21 protein-coding genes and 1 tRNA gene are annotated in these 24,289 nt (G+C 40.3%); 20 read left to right on the top strand and 2 right to left on the bottom strand.

The window, feature by feature from the left end; translation table 11 throughout:
- Positions 1-38: 38 nt before the first annotated feature.
- The 5 genes from IGJ05_RS07135 to istB all read left to right on the top strand — a co-directional run bounded on the left by IGJ05_RS07135 (position 39) and on the right by istB (position 6,126).
- On the top strand, positions 39-1,202 hold the full coding sequence (locus tag IGJ05_RS07135; protein WP_438725125.1) for a GDSL-type esterase/lipase family protein: 1,164 nt from the start codon (positions 39-41) through the stop codon (positions 1,200-1,202).
- A gap of 21 nt (positions 1,203-1,223) precedes the next feature.
- On the top strand, positions 1,224-2,123 hold the full coding sequence (locus IGJ05_RS07130; RefSeq protein WP_010747595.1) for an alpha/beta hydrolase: 900 nt from the start codon (positions 1,224-1,226) through the stop codon (positions 2,121-2,123).
- A gap of 17 nt (positions 2,124-2,140) precedes the next feature.
- Positions 2,141-3,679 carry a glycoside hydrolase family 43 protein gene (locus tag IGJ05_RS07125; RefSeq protein ID WP_231473215.1) on the top strand — a complete coding sequence of 513 codons (1,539 nt, stop codon included), beginning with the start codon at positions 2,141-2,143 and terminating at the stop codon, positions 3,677-3,679.
- Positions 3,680-4,157: 478 nt separating this feature from the next.
- Positions 4,158-5,396, top strand: coding sequence for an IS21 family transposase (istA, locus tag IGJ05_RS07120; RefSeq protein WP_096742316.1), 1,239 nt, complete (start codon positions 4,158-4,160; stop codon positions 5,394-5,396).
- On the top strand, positions 5,386-6,126 hold the full coding sequence (gene istB / locus IGJ05_RS07115; RefSeq protein ID WP_010747573.1) for an IS21-like element helper ATPase IstB: 741 nt from the start codon (positions 5,386-5,388) through the stop codon (positions 6,124-6,126). Before istA ends, istB begins: the two co-directional genes overlap by 11 nt.
- A 338-nt stretch (positions 6,127-6,464) precedes the next feature.
- On the opposite strand, the gene IGJ05_RS07110 is transcribed toward istB, so the two are convergent.
- Complete coding sequence (locus tag IGJ05_RS07110) at positions 6,465-7,652, bottom strand: IS110 family transposase (RefSeq protein ID WP_010748508.1); 1,188 nt, start codon at positions 7,650-7,652, stop codon at positions 6,465-6,467.
- A 319-nt stretch (positions 7,653-7,971) separates the two neighbouring features.
- Between IGJ05_RS07110 and IGJ05_RS07105 the strand changes: the two genes are divergently transcribed.
- The 3 genes from IGJ05_RS07105 (at position 7,972) to IGJ05_RS07095 (ending at position 10,802) form a co-directional block, all read left to right on the top strand.
- The gene (locus IGJ05_RS07105; RefSeq protein WP_010747600.1) at positions 7,972-8,277 is read left to right on the top strand and encodes a DUF7006 family protein; all 306 of its coding nucleotides are present in this window, start codon (positions 7,972-7,974) and stop codon (positions 8,275-8,277) included.
- A gap of 1,375 nt (positions 8,278-9,652) precedes the next feature.
- Complete coding sequence (locus IGJ05_RS07100) at positions 9,653-10,393, top strand: helix-turn-helix domain-containing protein (RefSeq protein WP_010747601.1); 741 nt, start codon at positions 9,653-9,655, stop codon at positions 10,391-10,393.
- 13 nt (positions 10,394-10,406) lie between these two features.
- Entirely contained in the window at positions 10,407-10,802 is a 396-nt protein-coding gene (locus tag IGJ05_RS07095; protein ID WP_010747602.1) for a hypothetical protein, read from the top strand.
- A gap of 525 nt (positions 10,803-11,327) precedes the next feature.
- On the opposite strand, the gene IGJ05_RS07090 is transcribed toward IGJ05_RS07095, so the two are convergent.
- Positions 11,328-11,400: transfer RNA gene (locus IGJ05_RS07090), tRNA-Lys, on the bottom strand.
- Positions 11,401-11,478: 78 nt separating this feature from the next.
- On the opposite strand from IGJ05_RS07090, the gene IGJ05_RS07085 reads away from it, so the two are divergent.
- The 12 genes from IGJ05_RS07085 (at position 11,479) to IGJ05_RS07030 (ending at position 24,267) form a co-directional block, all read left to right on the top strand.
- On the top strand, positions 11,479-11,715 hold the full coding sequence (locus IGJ05_RS07085; RefSeq protein ID WP_010747603.1) for a helix-turn-helix domain-containing protein: 237 nt from the start codon (positions 11,479-11,481) through the stop codon (positions 11,713-11,715).
- Positions 11,716-11,775: 60 nt separating this feature from the next.
- Entirely contained in the window at positions 11,776-12,963 is a 1,188-nt protein-coding gene (locus tag IGJ05_RS07080) for a tyrosine-type recombinase/integrase (RefSeq protein WP_223347065.1), read from the top strand.
- A gap of 494 nt (positions 12,964-13,457) precedes the next feature.
- A complete protein-coding gene (locus tag IGJ05_RS07075; RefSeq protein WP_010747605.1) occupies positions 13,458-14,024 on the top strand; it encodes a DUF1836 domain-containing protein in 567 nt (188 codons plus the stop codon).
- Positions 14,017-14,877, top strand: a complete 861-nt coding sequence (locus tag IGJ05_RS07070; protein ID WP_010747606.1) for a DegV family protein — start codon at positions 14,017-14,019, stop codon at positions 14,875-14,877. Before IGJ05_RS07075 ends, IGJ05_RS07070 begins: the two co-directional genes overlap by 8 nt.
- A gap of 132 nt (positions 14,878-15,009) precedes the next feature.
- Complete coding sequence (gene yycF / locus IGJ05_RS07065) at positions 15,010-15,714, top strand: response regulator YycF (protein ID WP_010747607.1); 705 nt, start codon at positions 15,010-15,012, stop codon at positions 15,712-15,714.
- Between the two features lie 3 nt (positions 15,715-15,717).
- Positions 15,718-17,559, top strand: coding sequence for a cell wall metabolism sensor histidine kinase WalK (gene walK, locus IGJ05_RS07060; protein WP_005225283.1), 1,842 nt, complete (start codon positions 15,718-15,720; stop codon positions 17,557-17,559).
- The gene (locus IGJ05_RS07055) at positions 17,556-18,866 is read left to right on the top strand and encodes a YycH family regulatory protein (RefSeq protein ID WP_225001446.1); all 1,311 of its coding nucleotides are present in this window, start codon (positions 17,556-17,558) and stop codon (positions 18,864-18,866) included. Before walK ends, IGJ05_RS07055 begins: the two co-directional genes overlap by 4 nt.
- Positions 18,867-19,721, top strand: coding sequence for a two-component system regulatory protein YycI (locus tag IGJ05_RS07050; RefSeq protein ID WP_438725121.1), 855 nt, complete (start codon positions 18,867-18,869; stop codon positions 19,719-19,721).
- Between the two features lie 55 nt (positions 19,722-19,776).
- A complete protein-coding gene (locus tag IGJ05_RS07045; protein WP_005231151.1) occupies positions 19,777-20,583 on the top strand; it encodes an MBL fold metallo-hydrolase in 807 nt (268 codons plus the stop codon).
- Between the two features lie 42 nt (positions 20,584-20,625).
- Positions 20,626-21,363, top strand: coding sequence for a MurR/RpiR family transcriptional regulator (locus tag IGJ05_RS07040; RefSeq protein ID WP_010747610.1), 738 nt, complete (start codon positions 20,626-20,628; stop codon positions 21,361-21,363).
- Between the two features lie 155 nt (positions 21,364-21,518).
- A complete protein-coding gene (locus tag IGJ05_RS07035) occupies positions 21,519-22,811 on the top strand; it encodes a PTS sugar transporter subunit IIC (protein ID WP_010747611.1) in 1,293 nt (430 codons plus the stop codon).
- Positions 22,812-22,836: 25 nt separating this feature from the next.
- Positions 22,837-24,267 carry a 6-phospho-beta-glucosidase gene (locus tag IGJ05_RS07030; protein ID WP_438725119.1) on the top strand — a complete coding sequence of 477 codons (1,431 nt, stop codon included), beginning with the start codon at positions 22,837-22,839 and terminating at the stop codon, positions 24,265-24,267.
- Positions 24,268-24,289 lie beyond the last annotated feature (22 nt).

The raw sequence follows: 24,289 nt of genomic DNA, 5'->3' as shown, positions 1-24,289 counted from the left end.
TTTTACATAGGGAATTTCATTTAGGAGGAATAAATGGCGTGTGGCAACGAATTTGGGAATATCAGGAACAGGATTACCGCAGTGCTCCTTGCGAGATTGAACAACAAGTACAAGTAGTGCGAATTCGGTTAAATCATTATGGGGATCAATGGCGTGTATTGTTTTCTAACCTTTATGGTAGAGGGCCGTTAGTGTTTGATAAGGTGACTGCACAGGTGAAATCGGCAGAGCTCATTGCACGCACACCGGTAGTTCCCCTGACTCTTCATGGAAAGTCGGAAATACAGCTAGCCCCTGGTTGTGAGCAGTTGGCAAGTGATCCTATTTTATTATCAGCTGCACCAGGAGAAGTGTTAGAAATCACTACTTATCTAGCCAAACCGGTGCAACTGACTAGTTTTCTAGTGAGTTATGCTCGTTTGCAACAGGAAGTGCTGAATTATCGTTGGGTTGAGAATTTCTGGACCCATCTCTTGGATAATTATCAGCTCTTTCAAAATGCGTTGTGGAATCCACGAATGTACGTTATCTATGGTATTTCGGGCCTACAATTGCAAGGAAACAGTCAGACCCTGATAGCTTTTGGGGATTCGTTGACACAACAGGGATTTTGGACGGATCATTTCAAACAGCGCCTGGTGACAGAGGGCTTTTCACAAGTGGCACTCGTAAATCGTGGCATTGGGGGAAACCGGGTATTGCTAGATACAGATGCTACAGCCGATGACTTTAGCCGTCATGGGCGAGCTGGGGTGAAGCGGTTTTTGTCAGACGTTTTTGCGGATGGGCCAGTTAGTGGCTTGATCCTTTTTCATGGTATTAATGATTGTTTGACGATTGGCGAGAGACCTGTCGCTGAGGGATTAGCCGAATTAACCGCGGCTTTTCGGTTTATGATTGAGGAAGCCCATTTGCGGCAAGTACCAGTGATTGGAGTGACACTTCTTCCTTTTAATCAATCAGCCTTTTACAGTGAAAAGGCCGAAAGTTTGCGTCAAGGATTGAATCATTGGCTGCGTAATAAAGCGCCAATTGAGGCACTATGGGACTTTGATCAAGTCGCCGGAGATCCTCAAGATTCTCAAAAACTCTACCAATTATTTGATAGTGGCGACGGGTTGCATATTTCCAGTGTAGGTGGGAATCATTTGGCGGCTGCGGTTGATTTCCAGCAGTTGGCTACGTTACTTGGTATTGATTAAGCGAAAAATGGAGGGGTTCAAATGAAAGTCTTTACTACGTTACTATATGACAACAAACCCAATGTATCCTATACAAGTTATCTTCATGAAGGCTCAGAGGAAATTGATAAAGACCGGCAATTTCCGGCCATGATTATTTGTGGTGGGGGAGCATATCTAGGGATTTCTGATCGCGAAAAAGAACCGGTGGCCTTGCATTATCTGCAAGCCGGTTTTCAAGTCTTTGTATTGGATTATCAAACAGAAGCCACTGGTAATGCGCAATATCCGAATCCACTTTTAGATTTGGCGATGTTGATGAAACAAATTCGCCTGCAAGGGGAAACGTGGCAGATTGATAACGATAAAATTGCCATTATCGGCTTTTCAGCAGGAGCCAATCTTTGTGCTCAATTAGCAACCCATTGGCACAATCGTTGGCTAGCAGAAGGGGTTGGAACCGGCGATAATCAGCTTCTGAAACCCAATGCTGTTATTCTCGCTTATCCGTTATTGGACTTCATTGTCCAAGAAAAATATGCCAATCTAGATCCTCGGATTGACCTAAGTCTCAGCTATACCGATACCACGAAGCGAGATTTTATGCATCATGCCAATAAAGTCTTTTTAGGCAAAGAGTATACAGAAAATCGGATGAAAGAGGCGAGCCCTTATTATTTCTTATCAGGAAAAACACCGCCTACATTCCTTTGGACAACAGCCCAAGATGATCTTGTCTACCCGCAACAATGTTTGCGTTATGCTAATAAAATGATGGAACTAGGTGTGCCAGTAGAGTTGCATTTATTTGAAGAAGGGCAGCATGGCCTCTCGTTGGGAACCTACCAAGCATCTGGTGATCCCACGTTGCAAAATGCTGATGTCGCTCAGTGGCAAAATTTAGCTTTACGTTTTTTACACCGGCGTTTCGGTGAATTTTAAAAGAATGAGGAAAACAGATGAAGAAAAGCCTTGAAACAATTCAGAATCCGATTATTCCCTTGGATTATCCAGATCCAGACGTCATTCGGGTGGAAGATACGTATTATATGGTCACCACTACGATGCACTTTATGCCTGGCTGTGAAATTTTACGTTCTTACGATTTATTGCACTGGGAACATGCGGCATTTGTCTATGAGCGCTTGGATAGTACGGCAGGCCAGCGCTTAGCAGAGGGGAAAGACAGTTATGGCAAAGGAATGTGGGCGGCCTGTTTACGATATCATGAAGGACGTTTTTATGTCTTTTTTGTCGCCAATGATACCGGCTTGACCTATTGTTATACTGCTGAAAAAATTGAGGGACCTTGGGATAAGAAAATCATTGAAGGTTTCTATCATGATTGTTCCGTGTTGTTTGAAAAGGAACGTGTTTTTATCGTCTATGGAAACAGTAATGTCTGGTTGACGGAATTGAAACCCGATCTCAGTGGCCCGAAAGTTGGGGGCATCCATCGTGTGATTGTCTCAGAAAAAAATCCTCGGTTAGGCTATGAAGGAGCTCATTTTTATCAAATCAATGGCAAGTATTACATTTTCTTGATTCACTCAGATCCAAAGGTTTGGCGACGGATTGAGGCTTGCTTTGTGGCGGAGGATTTGGAAGGTGAATTTGTCGGCGGTGATGTCTTTAATGATGATAACGGGTATTGCAATCAAGGCATTGCCCAAGGTGGTATCGTGGATACGCCAAAGGGAGACTGGTACGCGATCTTGTTTCAAGATTATGGTGCAGTAGGACGGTTACCCATACTTTTACCAGTAACTTGGCAAGACGATTTTCCAGTTTTTGGTGAAGAAGAAAAGACGCCACAGCAATTTTTTATTACCGACAATCGACCGGAATATGTGTATTCGCCTCTTGTAGGGAGTGATGATTTTAAAACGTTAGCCAAAACGCCTTACCGACTAAAACCGCAATGGCAATTTAATCACGAACCGGATTTGTCTGGCTTCTTATTGGATCCAAAACGTGGCTGTGTGGAATTAACGACGACACGGCTTGCACAATCTGTGACAACGACGCCAAACGTCTTAACACAGCGGATGCGCTATCCAAAATGTGTAGCCACCGTGACAATCGATGGGACAAAAATGAAAGATGGGGATTGTGCCGGATTAGCTGCCTTTCAATCCGCTTATGGTTTTATTGGTTTATCCAAAGAGGAAGGCCAGTATTATCTTGTCATGGAGACCCGTGAACTAGATGATTCCAGTTTGCAAGCAATGCCTAAAGAGGCAACTAACGGTAAATCCACTCGTATTTTGTGGGAAAGTGGAAAAGTCACGCTAAAGGTAGCCGCTGATTTTCATGAAATGACGGATTTGACCCGGTTTTATTACCAAAACGAAGGGACTTTTTTGCAATTAGGAGAGGCACATCCGGTGGCATTTAAAATGGATCATTTTAGCGGCTGTCGTTTCGGGCTATTTATCTATAATAGGAAAACCATTGGAGGCACCGCGTCGTTTCAGTCTTTTGATTACCAAGTTTAAGAAGCGGGATTTGTTAGAAAAGCTCTAGGCCAATTGCTGTTTTGGTGGAAATATGTTATACTGTGTCTTACACGAAAGATATTGTTACGCGAGAAATACAAGGATATTTTTAAGAAATTTGATCCAACTGGCGCAGCTTCAGGGCTGCAAGGGTGTGTTAGTAGGTTATGGGAACACACTGTTTAAATGAGAAATACTTGATTTTAAGTAATAGTCTGATCTAACTTTAGAGTAAAGATATTGAGTAGTTAGATGGCCTTCTTCCGTTTGGGAGAGGGCCATCGTCCATTTTGGGGATAGCATCATCATAAATGCCGAGTAAAAGAAGCTGATCTGTGTTAGAGAGCAAGGGGGAAAAATAAAGTCCGTCTAGGTGTTAACGGCAACGATAAAATGTAGGAAAATGGCAATTTAAAATTGTTGGTTTTCCTACATTTTTGTATGCTCTTCTTATCCCAAATGAAACGGAGGTTCAGGGATGAGAAAAGATATACGCGAAGGAGTGATGATCTACGTGATCAACGAAATCAAACCGAACTATGCCGCATTAGCCAAACAATATGACTGTGATTATCGAACAGTCAAAAATGCATACGAAGAAGCTAAGGGTGAAACGTCCACACCTACCCCGCGCAAGAAACGTCCAAGCAAGTTGGATCCATATAAAGAAATTATCCAAGACAAAGTCAAGGGGCATTGTAGTGCCTACAGTATCTTCAAATTTATCGAACGCAAAGGATTTGACGGGAGCTACAGCCTAGTAAAAGCTTACTGTCGCGAGTTCAAACAAGAAAAAGTGCAAAAGGCCACCATTCGTGTCGAGCATAACCCGGGACTTTCCGCCCAGGTTGATTGGAAGGAAGATATGCGCTTAATCAGTAATCAAGGAGAAGTTTTTGAATTTAATATCTTCTTATACGTCCTTCCTTACTCGAAGAAAAAATTCATTACTTTAACCTTTGACCGTAAGCAAGATACCCTGTTTGAATGTCTGGATGATGCCTTCTATCACACCGGTGGTGTGCCAAAAGAAATCTGGTTCGACAATATGAAGACGGTGGTTGATCATTCTCGCAGTCAGTTTTCAAAAGCGCATTTCAACGAACGCTTTTATGCCTTCAGTAAAGACGCCAGCTTCACGCCAATTGCCTGTCGTCCCTTTCGACCACAAACAAAAGGATGTGTAGAAGCGTTAGCCAGAACTGTTGATCGACTGAAGGTCTATAACCATGAATTTTATGATACCGTAGAGCTATGTCATCTAGTGAATGACCTATGTTCTGAGTTAAATAGTGAAGTCTCCCAGGCAACGGACCAGACGCCAGATGAGCGTTGGTGGACAAACGAAAAAGAGCACCTACATGAATTACCGAAAAACCTTTTGAATCCTTATTTTGAGGACTTTACTAGCCGTAAAGTCACGAAGGAAGCCATGGTCGTTTTCCGTAAATGCAGGTACTCTGTAGATCCTCGCTATATCGGTAAAGAGGTTGAAATCGAGCTCTCCGACAAGGAAGACCAAGTACAAATTCATTATAACGGAGAACTGATCCGGTCGCATCCCTTAACGAAAAAACAATTGAACTATCATGAGGAGGACTATTTCCAAATCCTAAAGTCAGATGTCATGAGCCATAAAGAGGACGATGACATCAGAGCTTATACTCGCGAAAGTCTAAAACAATATGATTTGGTGGAGATTGCTGATGAAGAATAGCCATTATCAAGAACTGATGACCAACCTAGAAACGCTCGGTTTGAATCACATGCGGGAGTATGTTCCCAATTATATCGAGGTTGCCAATCGAGAGGAGCTTTCCTTGACGGAAGCTCTTCTGGAATTAACGCGAAAGGAAGTCAATCATCAACATAACCAGAAAATGAATCGCGTGATAGAGCGAGCGCGCTTTCCTAAACGGACCAGTCTAGAGGAATTTGATTTTACCTTCCAGCCAAGTATTAATAAACGTGAACTGCTGGATTTAAAGCACATGGGTTTCGTAGAAAAGCATGAGAACCTGGTCTTTATTGGGAGCCCAGGAGTTGGGAAAACGCATCTAACGATTGCCTTAGGAATTGAAGCCTGCCATCAAGGGTACCGGACTTTATTCATCCCTTGTCATGAGCTTCTTTTACGCTTACGAGCTGCCTATGAGAAAGGCACGCTTGAGCGAGTACTAAACCGATATGCACGATATGATGTGTCGATTATTGATGAGATTGGCTATCTACCGATACAAAAACAAGAAGCCGATTTGTTCTTCCAGCTTCTGGCCATGCGTTATGAACACCGCTCTACGATTATTACGACAAATATCGTCTTATCTCGATGGGGTGAATTGTTTCAAAGCCCAGAAATCGCGGCAGCGATCCTTGACCGACTGGTTCATCATGTCAAAGTGTTCAAGATTACCGGCAAGTCTTATCGTATGAGAAATAAAATCTAAACTGGCGATTGCCGACAATTCCTATTGCCGAAAACCTACATTTTTATTCTGCCCAAAACCTACATTTCTAAGTTGCCCTTGACATACAAAAAACTATTTTTTGTATAGCACTGTTACTTTAAACGGATAGAGAACAGAAAAAATGAGGAAGCGAAAAGAATAAGAATAAAAGGTAGCTAGAAGGTACCGATATATCATTTTAAAAATTTAGAAAGACTAACTATATAGAGTCAAGTGAAAATTAGCTAAATCAAAAAAATATTTTATAACAGTTAAGTCCAAAAAATGAGTACAACAAATAGACCTTTCACTATTAGATTTTTTTGATTGTTCAATAGCTAATCGGAAACAATCTTATAAGGTTCATTTTTAGTTAAAATAGCATGAATCACATAACAAAGCTTACGAGAAACAGCACCTAAGGCCGTCAGATGATGCTTTCCCTCAGAAATTTTTTTCTGATAAAACGCGCGAAAAACAGGATCACATTGAGAAGCAACTAGAGCAGCTGAAAACAAGGCTTTTCGTAAGTATGGAGATCCACGCTTGCTCATAACATTATGTGTTGCTTCGTATTGCCCAGATTGGGACACAGACGCGTCTATGCCAGCATAAGCAACCAGTTTTTTCGGATTAGAAAATTTGCGAATGTCTCCAATTTCACCAAGAATTGTCGCGCCATTTATAGGGCCGATTCCAGGGATTGTGAGAATAACAGAGTCTAAATTACTCATTATGCGCTTAATTTCTTTTTCAGTTTCTTTTACTTGGCTTTCGATGAATTTCAATTGTTCAATCATGGAGCGTAATTGAAATGTAAAAGCTTCTTGAGCAAATTTCACTCCAAAGGAGTTAGAAGCTGCTTGCTTCAATTGATCTGCTTTCTCTGGCTTTATTCGGTTCCTGCTTAACTCAGCTAAGTATTGAGCCAACGTTTCTGCCGAAATTTCTTCTAGCTCTATAGGAGAACTAAACTCAAGCAATAACTCTTTAGACGCTTTTCCGAAAATACCTTGTTTAGAAAAAATTGATGCATATTCAGGAAACACTTGATCTAGTACAGCTATGATTTTTCGTTTGAAGTCGCTTGCGGTACCTACTAAATAGGTTCGGTAACGTGAAAGTTGTTTTAACGAAAAAACATTTTCATCAGACAATACTGTTTCTACAAAGGAACCATAACGCATCAAGTCAGCAATCAAAACAGAATCAATAATATCATTTTTTCGTTTTCTGATTTCTGTTCCTTTGCGCCAGCCATCGGTTTGAAGAGGATTCACAACGTGAATCAAAAAGTCTGATTCGTGGAGGTATGAAAAGATGGAGAGCCAATAATGACCCGTAGCTTCCATTCCGACAATAAAGTCAGCGGGAGTCTCTGAATATTTTGAAAGCCGCTCAATCAGGGAATCAGCTCCTTCAGTAGTGTTAGGGAAAGAAAAACCTTTTAGGATCACTTTACCTTCTTCACTCATTAAAGAAGCCACGTGAGTTCGCTTGCCGATATCAATTCCTAAGAAGTACATACATTTGACCTTTCTAAAAAAATATTTTGGATTGAAACCCGCTCAACTGAAAAGCGTCACTACCTTGTACGAGATACGGAGTAAAGCAAAAACTTTCAACATCTAACTCATACGTAATCCACTTATCAGAGAGAGGTGCCAGTCTTTCGATTACGAGCTTCAAAACTCAAGGAGGCAACGGCATAGCCTCTCAATCCAATAAATATATTATCTCAAAATGAATGAGTTAATACCAAATTAAAATAACGATGGTTCATAGGGTTATCCAATCAAAACCGGAAGGTTAAAACCCTAACTCTAATATACAAGGAGAATAAATATGCTTCTATTTACAATAGAAAAAGATTATACAAACTATTTTTGGCAAGAATTAGGTGAGTCACGCAGAGATACAGTAGAAACTCGAGAGTATATTAATAAACACATAGTCAGACTGCTAGAGCTGACTGAGAATATTTCAAAAACAACATTTTGGCAAGACTTTCCAGAAATACTAGGGCTTGTTGCGAAGTTGAATCTTTTAGTGGAATTGAGCAAAATTCAAGAATTTTCAAGTACAGAAATCATTCGAATCACCAAAAACGATTATCGAACCTATTTTAAAGAGTTATGTACTATGATTTAAGCATGAAAACGAAAAACTCAATGATTTTTAATATCTCTTGATAATAGAAGGAAGTGAAAGTTAATCAATGTGTAAGTTACCTAAAAATTGTTTTAATCTTTGGAACATTCAGACTGCCAATACGATTTAAATTTTCCACATTTACAATAGACTTACCATACTTTTCAAGATAACTCAATATCAAACGCCGTCTAGTATACAGTGTTGATGAAGCAAGCAAAAACGATTAAGATTCTCTCTATTTGGTCACACTGTGAACGTGGAATGTAATATAGTAGTTTCCTTTTCTGTGTAGAGATACAGCTTTTTTTGATTACCAAGAAAAATTGACACAAACGGAAAAAACTATTTACTGAAAAGTCAATGGCGGAAGAATATGAAATCAAAACAAAGAACATTAAAAAATTGGTCTTTGTTTAGCATGAATTCTAACTTTTTACATTCCAGGATTTCACAAAGCATAAACAATGATTTTAAAAGTAATGCAGAAATAACTTTTTAATACGTGAAATATTGGATTTTGAGTTTCCCAGTCATGTCATAATAAGTAGATTGGAATTTATTACATGATCAAAAGACCTTAGTTATTAAGGATTGATTAGTTGTCCAAAATAAAATCTGTGTCAGATGAACCTAATTCTGGCTCAGATTTTTTGTTTTCCAACATTGAACAACTTATTATTAAAAAGCTCTTGATTCTCAATTTCCTAGATGATTCAAATCCGTGGGATACTCGTATTATTGTCTTTGTATGGGAATTGTTATCATTTATTTTTCTTTTAGAATGAGGATAAATCATCGCATTAGTGATGACTTTTTCTACTTATGTTAGAAGATTTACTCGAAAACCGTTATACAAAGTTTGGGGAAGTTTAACAAACAAGAAGAAAGAATAAATTCGGGTCTGTATCTGTAAAGGCTTCAATTAACTTTTAAACAGTGAGCTTTAGACGTTCGAAAATTCTGCTACATTATTTGATTGTTAAAAAGTATTTTTTGCAGGACTTCTTGAGCAGACGTGAAATTCTGATAATTAAAGTTAGAAGTTATTTTTAATTCATTTATACAGATTTTTAATCTGTGCTATTTCTTAATAAGTGATATATTTTATTGAATTTTGGATTGTGTATTAAATTACGTAATAAAGAAAAAATATATACTGATAATATAACATTGATGGATTGAAATATTTAGAAGTTAAAATAATAATTTGTAATTCGAATCAATAATTTTGCATTTTTAATCATCATTGTTTGAAATCGTTTTAGTTATTTGTTTTATATGATAAAAGTGGATTAAGAAGTTGATAAACAGGCACAGAATATGTCAACTTCTACAAATAAATTTAGTAGCATAATGTAGGAGGGTGAAAAGAATGATAGAAATCAAAAACATCTATTATACAAATGGTAATAACTATTCTCCAAATGATCATTGCGAAAATGGTTGGGCTATCCTGTTGACGAAGAAAGGACTGTACATGGAGAAATCTGAGGTGGAAATAATTCTGATAGAATCTCATATGATTTTTCAATATCTTTCGCAGAGCCTATTGAATCAAATCATTATTGTCGAGTTGAATTTGTTCTGCGAGCCTTCTTCAAACTATATTAAAAAAATTGATCTGATAATCAATCAAGAGTTATCTAGCTTAATTCAATTACTTTTTACAAGGTTTGAAACGAGAGATCGAACGTATGTAGTGAATCCCGCTATCGAAATGATAATAAGAAAGACATTTAGATTGAATCTTTCAACGCTGAAAGAATACTTTGAAATATTTAAATTAATAGCATTTATACAAGAGAATTTATCTGGAAATTTGACCGTTAGTGACTTGGCGGAGTTTATGCATATGTCTAAACCAACTTTAAATCGATTTTGTATGAATAAAATAAATAAAGTGCCTCAGGATTTAATTAATGATATCAAAATTACGTTGGCGAAAAATTTGTTGGAATCGACAGATGAAAAAATTTTTGAGATTGGCGAGAAAACTGGTTTCTTTAACGCTAGTGCATTTACTATTTTTTTTAAAAGGGAAACTGGGGTATCTCCAAAAGAATATAGACAAAATTATTTTAATTCTTGGAAAGAGCATAGCTTAACTATTTAGAGGTGAAAGTGATATGGGAAGTAGAGAAATAGAAGCTCGTATAATAGAAATCATGGATGAGATTGTTACTTTATCAAAAGAATATGTTTTGTTAAAGAATCATAGATTTGACTACGACAAGAAAGTTTCGCAGGAGAGAGTTTATGAAGAATATATAAGAGAGAATGATTACCAAAAATATAAGAATAATTATGACATTATTTCGTTATATATAGCTTCTTTTTTTAAAGAAAAAGGTATTCCAACTAGATCTAAAACTATTTATGAATACTTGGTGAAAGAAAAGCTAGTATCTATATCTTATAGTAATTTGCAAAGCAACTATCTTAAGAGGATGCACGATGATGCTCAGATTAATGTTGAGCGAGCATATAGGGGATATTATCAATATAGAAGAAAATCAAAGTGAACGATAAATTTATCTAGTGGTGTCTTTAGTCACTAACAATTAATTGAAGATAGGGGGCATACTATTCTTTTAGAATCACTAGTCTTTGTGTTTTGGATCATCTACTTTTCAATATGTGTCATTCTAGCCTGTACTTATATATCTTCTGAAAAAAATTTGGTAAAACTATTTTAGAAAGGAACGCTTTCGTTCTTTTATTGCTCATTGATAACAGAATAGCCCATTTTCTAAATTCTTTTCAGTGATTAAGTAGCAGGCAACTTTTGGCGCCAAGATCTCTTAGATTTGAAGGAGCGATAGATCAAAAGTTGTGACTAAAGCATGGAAACTTTAGGCAAAGAGATAATTGTTGAAGATAATGATACTCACGTAAGCGTCCCGCTGATGAACAGGGGGAGGAGGAGACTCCTGTGTACCTTTTCCAAGGTGGTTTAGAAAATGTTTAAAATAAAAAAAGGAACAGCATAAATGTTTTCGAAATGCTTTCGCACCAACATTTACCTGTTCCGTGGGTTTGGCACCCAATGGGCCATGAAGGACTCGAACCTTCGACACCTTGATTAAGAGTCAAGTGCTCTACCAACTAAGCTAATGGCCCAAAATTTATTACTTTGATATAGTATCACTATTTTAAAATGTTGGCAACAATAATCTATGGTTTTTTTAGGAGGTAAAAATGGATCGAAACATTTATGACGTCATGTTTGAGAACTATAAAGATCTGGTTGGAATAAATGAATTGAGAGAAATGTTAGGAGGGATAGGTAGAAATAAAGCTTATGGGTTACTAAAAGCGAACAAGATAAAACATGTCAAGATAGGCAGCAACTACAAGATTCCTAAAAAGTGTGTGATCGAATACTTACAAGATGCCCAAAATGTGGCAGATGAGCATACGCAGGCTATGGTATAATAAAGGTGTTAGAATTGCGTTTTCCATAGCTTGCTTTTTTCAGTTTTAGGAGGATTTGAATTGAAATTACGAGCGAATATTGTAGAAAAAAGAGGAACTCTCCAAGTTGTTGTAACAATAAAAGATGATTTTGGAAAAACTTCTCAACGATGGAGAGATACCAAACTAAAAAAGAAAGGAAATAAAAAAAGAGCTGAAAGAATAAAAGACCAATTTATATCTGAGATTGAGCAAGAAATTGCTATGAAACAAGAGGATTATCTTGTTTTAAAACAGGAAAGAACCGAAACACCTTTTGTCGATTACCTATATAGTTATCTTGAAACTGCTAAACCACAACTGTCTAAAACGTCTTACTTTAGTTATAAACGTTACATCGATATCAGGATAAAGGATTATTTTGGACCAAGTGGAATTATGTTATCTGATTTAAAACCGGTCCACTTGCAAAGGTTCTATCAAAAAATATTAGACGATGGGTGCACTGGAAATACTGCTCTACACTATCACGCCTTTATTAGAAAAGCTTTACAGGAAGCTTTTATGACAGAACAGATAGATAAAAATATTGCTGACCGTGTACGTAGACCAAAAAAGGACTCCTTCGTGCCAAACTTTTACACAAAGGATGATGTGCTAAAACTACTTCAAATATTCAAAGGTGAGAAGCTCTATCCAATAATTCTATTAACAGTATTTTATGGATTTAGGAGAAGTGAAGTTTTAGGGCTTAAATGGGATGCGATTGATTTTGTGAATAAGACGATTACCATTAAACATGTAGTTTTGGAAAATAAAGAAGACTTAACAACTGTTCTTAAAGAAGACAGAACTAAAAATGCTTCCAGCTATCGTTCTGTTCCTTTAATAGAAACAGTTGAAGAGGAGTTAGTGAAATTAGCTAGGTGGAAGGAAAAAAATAAAAAGCTTTTCGGAGCTGAATATAATTACGAAGACGACGATTACCTCTTTACCATGGAAAATGGCAATATCATAAGACCAGATTTCGTTTCCAAACGATTTGCGAAGGTAATCAAGAGAAACAATATAAAAAGGATACGATTCCACGATTTGAGACACACAACCGCTTCTATAATGATTGGAAATGGTGAGCACATGAAGAAGGTTCAAGAGTGGCTTGGTCATGCCTCTTATACGACAACTGCTAATCTTTACGCACACCTTGATCCAAGCTTTAAATATGCTTCTGCAGAAAATTTAGCTAATACATTTGGATTCAAAAAATAAATAACAAAAAAGACTTGATCAAAATTGAATGGCAAGTCTTTGAACGATTACTATTAAAAAAAAATCTGTCATTTTGTTGGCAAATTGTTGGCAATAAAATGGCTTGAAGATTATCAACTAAGTAAACCTCATTAAAACCTCTACATATCAACTTTTATAAACATACCTCTACATAAGAGGGCAGGTGATTAAGAGTCAGCTGCTCTACCAACTGAGCTAACGGCCCGTACCAAAAGTACTTCATTATCTTAGCACTCCATTGTTGAAAAATCAATCATTCTTTTGAAAAAAATATGCGCTTTTTCAGTTGAGAAACTGGCGTTATCTTAATAAAACACCATTTGTTTCCCAAATTCAAATGATAGGAAATTCTTAAAAGATTGATCAGATTGCTTTAAAAACTAAGAAAACCGTGATAAAATGTATCTAGTTATCAAAACTAGATGATTAGTTTGTGATAATCTAACCTTCTGTTCGTCAAAATGGAGGATAACATGGAAAAATTACAAGCAGACATGAAAAATTGGGGCAATTCATTGCTGAAATTCCACCTGCCGAGATGGGAAGAATTGCCAACGCTGGAACTGTATATGGATCAGGTGATCACATTGATCGATCAATATTTATCGCCGGTGATCCAAACGGAAAAGCATCCGCTATTGACCTCTTCCATGGTCAATAATTATGTCAAAAAAGGGATGATTCCAGCACCAGAGAAGAAACGTTACAATCAAAAGCATCTCGCATTTTTGATTGCGATCACGATGCTCAAGCAAGTGCTGACGATTCCTGAAATAAAGACGGGGATCCTTTTTCAAGGGAAAGTTGTCGGCATCAGAAATGCCTACAATGTATTTTGTGAAGAACAAGAAAAAGCGATCCACCTTGTCGGCAAAGAAGCGATGGGAGAACCCGAACAAATGACGTCGGAACCGATCCCAATTGAATTAGTAGCCATGAAAGGTGCGACGCGTTCCTTTGCCAACAAACTATTGGCAGAAAAAACGATTGAATTAGAAGTCATTTATTTAGAAACACATAAAGGAGAAGCCCATGAATAAAGAGAAAATTGCCCTATTAGTTGATTCAGGTACCGATGTTCCCGCACAGATCATGGAGCAATACGGCATGTATATGCTGCCATTGCAAATAATCTACAAGGATCGGACCTATACCGATAAAGTTGATATTACTGCGGAAGAAATCTACGAGCGCTTGCCGCAAGAGATCCCTAGTACCTCGTTACCTGACGGTGCTGCGATCGGGGAAATCTTTGATCGGATCAAAGGCGATGGGTATGAGAAAGTCTTTGCCGTAACCATCTCCAGCGGATTGAGCGGAACGTTTAACGTCGTTCGCCTGTTGGGTGAACAACGGACGGATCTTGAGGTTTTCGTGCTTGATACGAAAAATATCGGGATCGGTGCAGGGCTGCAAGCGATTCGTGCAGCAGAACTGTTAGAAAAAGGCGTGACTTGGGAAGAACTGCGGGCACAATTAACGAATGAAGTGCCAAAAAACAAAGTCTTTTTCAACGTAGCTACCTTAGAGTATTTACAAAAAGGCGGCCGGATCGGTCTGGTTGCATCTATCTTAGGCAATGCCTTGAAATTGAATCCAATTATCTCTTGTAATGAAGAAGGGATCTACTATACGGTCGCAAAATCTCGTGGACGGAAGAAAAGCTTGGACAAAACCGTTGACTTGATCAAGCAATTCATCGGTGATCATCGCCATGTGCGTTTAGCCGTGGCGCAAGGTGATGCACTGCAAGAAGCCAAAGAGATGAAAGCACGATTAGAAGCCGAATTTCCTAAGGTCAAAGAAATCTTATTTGGACAAATTTCTCCCGCATTAGTCGTCCACACGGGTCCTGGGTTGTTAGGGATCGGTATCCAGCTTTTAGAAGAGTAAAAAAGAAAGGCCCCGTGCCTTTCTTTTTTTGTGCTTTCCTTAAGAATAAGGCCGCGGTTTTTGGGAAAGATGAAAAGCCCGTTTAAATAATGTATAATAAGTAAGAAACCAAAAAAAATTGAGGTGACATTTTTGAAAAAGATCCTAGTCGTGGACGATGAGAAACCAATTTCTGATATCGTCAAATTTAATTTAACCAAAGAAGGATATGAAGTATATACCGCCTATGATGGAGAAGAGGCATTAGAAAAAGTAGCCGAGGTCGATCCTGATCTGATTTTGCTTGATTTGATGCTACCAAAAATGGATGGGTTGGAAGTTGCACGGGAAGTGCGCAAAACCCATGACATGCCGATCATCATGGTCACAGCCAAAGATTCTGAAATCGATAAAGTACTAGGCCTCGAGCTTGGTGCGGACGATTATGTAACCAAACCATTTTCAAACCGGGAATTGGTGGCCCGCGTCAAAGCCAATCTGCGTCGCGGCTCGGCAGCTGCGAAGGAAGCAGACGATAACGCCAACAGCGAATTAACGATTGGTGATTTAACCATTCATCCTGATGCGTACATGGTCACTAAAAATGGTGCAGCCATCGAATTGACGCACCGGGAGTTTGAATTGATGCACTACTTGGCAAAACATCTTGGTCAAGTGATGACCCGGGAGCATTTATTGCAAACGGTTTGGGGCTATGACTACTTTGGTGATGTCCGGACCGTTGACGTGACGGTGCGTCGTTTACGTGAAAAAATCGAAGACAGCCCGAGCCATCCAAATTATTTGGTTACTCGTCGCGGAGTGGGCTATTACTTGCGGAACCCAGAACAGGAATAAGCTATGAAAAATAAAGTTCGCTTTTTTCAATCGGTGAACTTCAAAATCGCCCTGACTTTTATCTTGATCTTATTGATTGCGATCCAGATTATCGGGGCGTATTTTATTCGCGAATTGGAAAGAACAACGGTCGATGCCTTCAAACGCGACATGGAGGCACGTGCCAGCACGTTAGTGGTAACATTAGGCTCTGAATTGAGTCGAATGGATAATGATGACGGTTTAGATTGGGATTCCATGAATGCTTCCTTGAATCGAATCTTAACGAGTACCAACTCATCGGAAATTTTGGAGATGCGGGTGGTGGATGAGCAAGGGATCATTCGTGCAACCACCAATATCAATGATCGTGGCTCGGTGGGAGAAAAAAATGATTACCGTGATTACGATACGAACCGCAGTGAAGTCCTCTATGATGAATCCAGCGGCCAGCGGGTGTTCAATATCGTGCAGTCGATCCAATCTCCGACAGGGGATACCGTTTTAGGAACCCTTTATTTACGGAGCAATCTTGAGTCAAAATACAATGAAGTCAGTACGACTGCGGTCATTTTTGTGACAGCCTCGCTGATTGCGGCAGTGATTTCGATCATTGTGGCACTATTGGTCTCTCGTTCCATCACCCAACCGATCGGAGAGATGCGCGAACAAGCGATTCGCATCGCCAAAGGAGATTATAGCCGCAAGGTCGCGATTCATGGAAAAGATGAATTGGGGCAACTGGCGGAGACCTTTAATCAACTAGGAGAACGAATCGAAGAGACTCAAGAGGCGATGGAATCTGAGCGAAACCGCTTGGACAGCGTCTTGTCTCACATGACAGACGGCGTTGTTGCCACCGACCGACGAGGCAAAGTCATTACCATCAATGAGATGGCGATGTCCTTGTTAAATGTCAGCAACGAAGAAGCGATCGGGCAGTCGATTTTGACGTTATTGGAAATCGATGAAGAATACACGTTACGAAAGCTTTTGGAAAATCCTGAAGACATGCTGTTGGAGCGTCCTAGCAATGATTTGACGGGAACAAATATGATTTTGCGTATCGATTTCTCCATGATTCGTCGGGAGTCTGGCTTTATTTCTGGGTTAGTTGCGGTGATGCACGATGTTACAGAGCAAGAAAAAAATGAACAGGAACGGCGAGAGTTCGTTTCCAACGTTTCTCATGAGTTACGGACACCATTAACGAGTATGCGCAGCTACATCGAAGCGTTGAGTGAGGGTGCTTGGAAAGACCCGGAAATTGCGCCGAACTTTTTGAAAGTGACGTTGGATGAAACGGATCGAATGATTCGGATGATCAATGACTTGTTGAGTCTGTCGCGGATGGATAGCGGCAATTCGCAACTGCAGCTGGAATACATCAACTTCAATGAGATGGTCAATTTCGTGTTGGATCGTTTTGACATGATGGTGACGAATGAAAGCAAAAAATACTTGATTCGTCGGGAGTTCACTAAACGAGAATTGTGGGTGGAAGTCGACACCGATAAAATGATCCAAGTGATCGATAACATCATGAATAATGCCATCAAATATTCGCCAGATGGCGGGATCATTACGGTGAAATTGATGGAGACCCATAACAACATCGTACTTAGCATCAATGACCAAGGACTAGGGATTCCGAAAAAAGATCTCACGAAGATCTTTGATCGTTTTTACCGAGTCGACAAAGCTCGTGCCCGTCAGCAAGGAGGTACTGGCTTAGGATTGGCGATCTCACGAGAAGTCATCAAAGCTCATGGCGGTGCGATTTGGGCGGAAAGTCGAGAAAATCGCGGGTCAACATTTTACATCATGTTGCCGTATGAACCGTATGAGGAGGATTGGTGGGTATGAGAATCTCAGAAAAAATCATTCGTGTAGGCTTGATCGTGATGATCGCCTTGAGTTTTTATTTCTCCTATATGATTTGGCTGAATCCGACTGGGTTCAACAATGCCAGCACGGAAACAGATACCGGCGTCAATCCTTCGGTTCAAACCTACAAACAAAAAAGCGATTTGTTTTTGCCCCTGTATTTGACTTGGAATGACGAGGACGCGATCAAAGAAACCAACTCTGAAGCGGTGATTCGAGAGATCCAAGAGGTGATCAATGAGGCAACGATCAGTGATTTGACGCTGCGGACCTATGGCGAGGAACAAGCTTTTTCAAAAGCCCAAGAAGTCAATCAAGGGGTGTCCTTAAACTACTATACGACGTTTTACTTGAAAGATTATGAGAAAACCTTTGAAAAAGAGCTGTCCTTAGAGGACGAAAGTGAAACAGAGGATTTTCCGTTTTCCCGCATCCAGTTTGACTTTGAAGAAAACACGATCCAATTTGTTGATTTTACCCATCAACGAGTGGTGCGAGGCAAAATCGACTGGGACAAAAGCCAAGTAAAACACTTACTAGCAGACAACCCTCGGGAATGGACGACAATGGTGGCAGATGAAGAACGATCCAGCAAGCAATATTATACGCAGGATTCGATTAAGCTGAAAAAATACAGCTACTATTCTTCGACCCAATCTCAGAGCTTGTTTCGAGAAGCCTTTTTCAGCAATCCTAAAAACGTCAAGATCAATGATGAAAGTGTCGATACCTACTATTATGAAGGTGGGCAAAACATGACGGTCTTGCAAGATCAGCAGCAAGTCAAGTTTGAAACTACCACAGACGGTTCCGATGAAACGGACCTGGCGATGTTGAGTGCGGATTATATTATTCGTTTAGGCAACAATTTTGGGACGATTCGCTATTTTGATCAACAAGACAAGCACTTGGATTATCGGGTCTTCGTTGAAGGCTATCCAGTCTTTAGTACTGGTGGTCAAGGGGTGATCAGTGTGGCTTTTTCAGAAAGTGGTCAGACCGGCAGTCGGGAAATGACGATTTCTGCCAGTTTGAACGCGATTCAAGTGCCGATTCCTTCTGAAACCGAGATTGAATTGCCCTCTAGTTTGTCAGTCAAAAATGAGCTGATTGCGGCAGGGGCTGATCCGGAATTATTGCAACAGATCATCGTTGGCTATCAATGGGGGGAGATCAAAGATGCACCACTCGTTGATTTGACGCCTGCTTGGTATGTCAATTATGACTCGTCTTGGATCAGTTATGATGCATTAATGACAAAATTAGCAGAAACGGAGGAGAATTAATTGGATTTTAAACGAATCGAATGGATTTTTTTCCTCGCTTTTCTTGGTCTGAACGTCTTTTTATTCAATGTTTACAGTGAGGCTCGCAGCGAGCATCAGATAGTTTCACAATCAAACCAAACGATTCCTATCGAACAACGCCTCGAGTCTGAGGACATTCGGTATTCTGGCGAATTATCAGATGAGGTCTTGAGTGGCTATTATTTGAGCGGTGAACAGACGGATTTTGATGTGGAGTTACGAAATCCGCAACTCAATACGCAGTTCAAAAGAGGGTCGACGGTCAAAGGGCAGCAGTTGATCCATGTCTCAACCAATGGCTTTTACATCAGTGATGATTCCCAAACGGAAGAAACCGTCAATGGTTTTTTGCAACGAAAAGATCAAGTCCTGTTTGGGGATGAATATGACTATTTGGAAAACCTCTCTGTCTTGAACGCCAATCATCCGACCGTGGTGGCGGTTCAATCCTATGAAGGCATTCCTTTCAATGACAGCTCAAGTCGAATCGATATCACCTTAGAACAAACGGATGATCTATTGCAGATTGCCCGTTACACGCAAACACATATCTCCAATATTACGCCTCTAAGGGAAAAGATGACGGTTTATTCAGAAAAAGAAGCAGTAAATACGCTTTATCTAAACAACAAGCTGCCGAGTCACTCGAAAATTCTCTGGACGGAATTAGCCTATACGATGATTTTGAAGGTTAGGGAAAAAAATGTGTATATTCCTGCATGGTTTATTGCGTTCCAATTAGATGGCGATGACACCATCCAAATCGAAACGGTCAATGCCTTTAGCAATCGGATCATCACGAATAATGCCGTTCAAAAGGTAGAAAATCCATAAAAAAGCGGGTATAATGGAACTCGTTGAAACAACCAGAGAGGAAGTCACGTAAACCATGATGAAGGAAAATGCCTTTCAAGTAAGTATTCTAGCCAGCGGAAGCTCAGGAAATTCGCTCTATATCGAAAGCAATAAAAAGCGGATCTTAGTGGATGCCGGTTTGAGCGGCAAGAAGATCACTTCATTATTGGATGAAGTAGGGCGTAAACCAGAAGATTTGGACGCCATTCTTGTGACCCACGAACATCGAGATCATATCCACGGTGTCGGAGTACTGGCGCGAAAATACAAACTTGATGTCTATGCGAATACAAAAACATGGCAAGCGATGGATCCAATGATCGGTAACGTCGCTGTCGAACAAAAACATATCTTTGAAATGGGAAAAGTGCTGACCTTGGGTGACTTGGACATTGAGAGCTTTGGCGTCTCTCACGATGCTGCAGCGCCGCAATTTTATCGTTTCCATAAAGACGGCAAATCATTCGTGATGTTGACGGATACCGGTTATTGCAGCGATCATGTACGAGGCATTATCAAAGGCGCCGATGCGTACCTTGTGGAAAGCAACCATGACCTAGAAATGCTGCGAATGGGCCCTTACCCATGGAGCCTCAAACAGCGAATTCTTGGAGACCGTGGTCACTTATCGAATGAAGATGGCGCTCTGGTCATGACGGATATCTTGACCGACAATACCAAACGGGTCTATCTTGGTCATTTAAGTAAAGAAAACAACCTGAAAGAGTTGGCGCACTTAACGATGGTCAACACCATGAAAGAACATGATCTAGGTGTTGGAGAAACATTTGAAGTCTATGATACCGATCCTGACAAAGCGACGGAGTTATTTGCAATCTAATCGATCAACAAAGGATAAAATTGTCGGGTGGAGGCAGCAGGTATGTTTGATGAAGAAAAAATCAAGCGTCTGAACGAGCTTGAAATGGCTGTTTATAAGTACATTGTCCAGCATTTTGAAGAGATCGATCAACTGACGATCCGCGAATTGTCAGCTGCATGCCATGTCTCGACCTCGACGATTTTACGATGTATCACGAAATTAGGCTATCGCGGGTATTCAGAGTTAAAGTATGCGATCTGTCAAAAAAAGGAACAAGATGCACGAGCGTTTGATCTTTTCTATGATGCAACGATCCAAGTCAATACATTCTTAAAAAAAGTCAATAATGAAGATTACCGTAAGTTTATCCAGCCAGCGGTAGAACTGATTCTTTCCGCACGCCATGTGGCGTTTTCAGGTATCGGCACAAGTGGCATTCTGGGCACCTATGGCAGCCGCTATTTTGCTAATTTAGGCATCAATGCCTATAGCATCGTCGATCCCTTTTTGCCAGTACCGCCTCGTGGGATGGAAAATACGTTAGCGATCATTTTATCAGTTTCGGGAGAAACCATTCAAATGATCAAGCAAACGGAGGACTTCAAACGGTATGGGGCAAAAGTACTCAGCATCACCAATGATGAAAAATCGACGATCGCCCAAATGGCAGATTACAATATTTCCTACTATATGCCCGTCGTCAGTGGGGGAAAAGAAGTCGATTTGAATCTGACGACGCAAGTCCCGGTGATTACACTGATCGAACTTTTAGCCCATCAAGTCTACAAGCAAATCTAAGTGATCGTAAAAAAACAGCTTCGGCTGTTTTTTTTGTTGGAACATGTTTCATAACTTAGAAAAGCTATAGGCAAGGGGAATATTATCCATTAAGATTTATTTGTAAGCGAATTCACTGGCCAGTGGATGGAATTTTATTTTAGGAGTGATGTGAGATGAACGAATGGATCAATGAGAAATTATTACCCCCAATATTAAAATTTGTCAATACGAAAGCAATCACTGCATTAAGAAACGGTATGCTCTATACGATGCCCTTTTCAATCGTAGGATCGATTTTCCTGCTATTAGCAAACTTTCCCGTCCAGTCGATTGCGGATTGGGTAACGAATAGCGGCTTAGGTGAATACTTCAACCAAGCCTATGGCGCCTCTTTTGCAATTATGGCCTTTTTCGCCGTAATGGGCATCGCCTATTCATATGTAAAAGCAGAAGGTTACGAAGGACTCCCTGCAGGAATGATTGGTTTAGTTATTTTCTTATTAACTATGGAGTCAAGTGTGACGGATGCTGAAGCAAATGTGACCATCGCAAATGTCATTGATAAGACGTGGACCGGTGGACAAGGAATGATCAGTGCCATCTTAGTGGGACTTTTTGTGGGTTGGGGCTATACGTGGTTCTTGAAACGCGACATCCGAATCAAACTGCCAGAGCAAGTACCCACCAATGTCGCAAACTCATTTACAGCATTGATTCCAGCCGCTGTTTTGACGACCATCGCATTAGGCATTTATATTTTCTTTGATAAAGTTTTTCAAACAACCGTGGTCGAATGGATCTACACCGTGATTCAAAGTCCGATGCAAGGGGTGACGGATTCCCTTGGTGGTGCAATGATGTTAGGCTTCTTAGTGCCATTCTTGTGGTTCTTTGGGGTTCACGGTTCGACGATCGTGGGCGGGATCATGGGACCAATTTTACAAGCCAATTCACTAGCCAATACGGCTATTCTTGAATCTGGTAAAGCATTGACATTAGAAAATGGCGGACACATCGTGACCCAGCAGTTTTTGGATCAATTTATGACGGTAACTGGCGCAGGAATGACGATTGGGATCGTGCTATACATGGTGGCTTTTGCCCGTTCGGCGCAGTTCAAACAATTAGGACGTCTTTCCTTGATCCCGGCATTCTTTAATATCAATGAACCAATTATTTTTGCGACACCGATCGTCATGAACCCAATCATGGTATTACCATTTATTTTGACACCGATGGTTTCAGGCGTGATCACGTATTTTGCACTTTATACCAGTATCGTACCGCTATTTACTGCTGTGCAAGTTCCCTGGACGACTCCGCCGATCATTTCAGGTTTTCTAGTAGGTGGCATTCGGACCGCTATTTTACAATTTGTTGTTTTAGCAATCGGCTTCTTTATTTACTATCCTTTCATTCGTAAGGTCGATAGTTTGAACTATAAACAAGAAACAGAGATCGTTTAATACCAAGGAAGCAGGTTGAATAGAAATGAATAAACTAAGAAGCGATTTTTTATGGGGTGGCGCAGTCGCTGCTCACCAATTGGAAGGCGGCTATCGTGCGGGTGGAAAAGGCGTGAGTGTCGCTGATGTCATGACTGTCGGAGGCAACGGAATTCCTCGCCGAATCACGGAAGGGATCCAACCGGGCGAAAGCTATCCCAATCATGAAGCGATCGATTTTTATCATCGGTATCCTGAAGACATCAAGCTTTTTGCCGAATTAGGGTTGAAGTGCTTCCGAACATCGATTGCCTGGACCCGTATTTTTCCAAAGGGGGATGAGCGCGAGCCGAATGAGGAAGGCCTGGCCTTTTATGATCAATTATTCGATGAGTGTTTACGCTATGGCATTGAGCCAGTCATTACCCTGTCTCACTTTGAAATGCCTTATCATTTAGTGACCGAATACGGAGGTTGGCGTAACCGTAAGTTGATCGATTTGTTTGTCCGCTTTGCAGAAGTTTGTTTTACGCGCTATCAAAAGAAAGTGAAGTATTGGATGACCTTCAATGAAATCAATAATCAAGCAAACTATAAAGAAGATTTTGCGCCATTTACCAATTCTGGTCTGTTCTTTACGGAAGGAGAAGACCGAGAAAAAGTCATGTACCAAGCAGCTCATTACGAGCTCGTTGCCAGTGCAAAAGCGGTGGCGCTAGGACATGCGATCAATCCTGCGTTTCAAATCGGATCGATGATCGCGATGTGCCCAATCTATCCGTATTCTTGCGATCCCAAAGACATGATGGCAGCCGCGGTGGCCATGCAACGGCGCTATTGGTTTTCAGATGTTCATGCCCGTGGGCACTATCCGAGTTATATGCGCAGCTATTTTGAAAGAAAACAATTTGATTTAGATATCACCCCTGAAGATGAAGCAGCTTTGGCAAAAGGTTGTGTTGACTACATTGGTTTTAGCTACTATATGTCTTTTGCGATCAAAGGCAAGGAGAATGATCCAACCTATGACTATGATGAGAGCCAAGATCTGGTGGACAATCCTTATGTCGATGCTTCTGAATGGGGCTGGCAGATTGATCCCGTAGGCTTGCGCTATGCCATGAACTGGTTTAACGAACGCTACGAATTACCGATTTTCATTGTAGAAAATGGCTTTGGTGCGGTGGATACGGTGGAAGAGGATGGACAGATCCACGATGACTACCGTATTGACTACCTAAAAGCCCATATCGAAATGATGAAAGAAGCAGTAGCTTATGATGGCGTCGACTTATTAGGTTATACACCGTGGGGCATCATTGACTTGGTTTCTGCGGGGACAGGGGAAATGAAGAAACGCTATGGTGTGATCTATGTGGACAAAGACAATGAAGGAAATGGAACCCTTGCTCGTCAGAAGAAAGATTCATTTGCATGGTATCAGCAAGTGATTGCGTCCAATGGCACGAAGGTCTAAAGAAAAAAACGTTACGCAAAAT

The organism is Enterococcus sp. AZ167, assembly GCF_051714025.1.
In the GTDB taxonomy this organism is placed as follows: domain Bacteria; phylum Bacillota; class Bacilli; order Lactobacillales; family Enterococcaceae; genus Enterococcus_D; species Enterococcus_D casseliflavus.
Note: the sequence above shows the minus strand (reverse complement) of the source record. Positions and strands in the feature narration are given on the sequence as shown.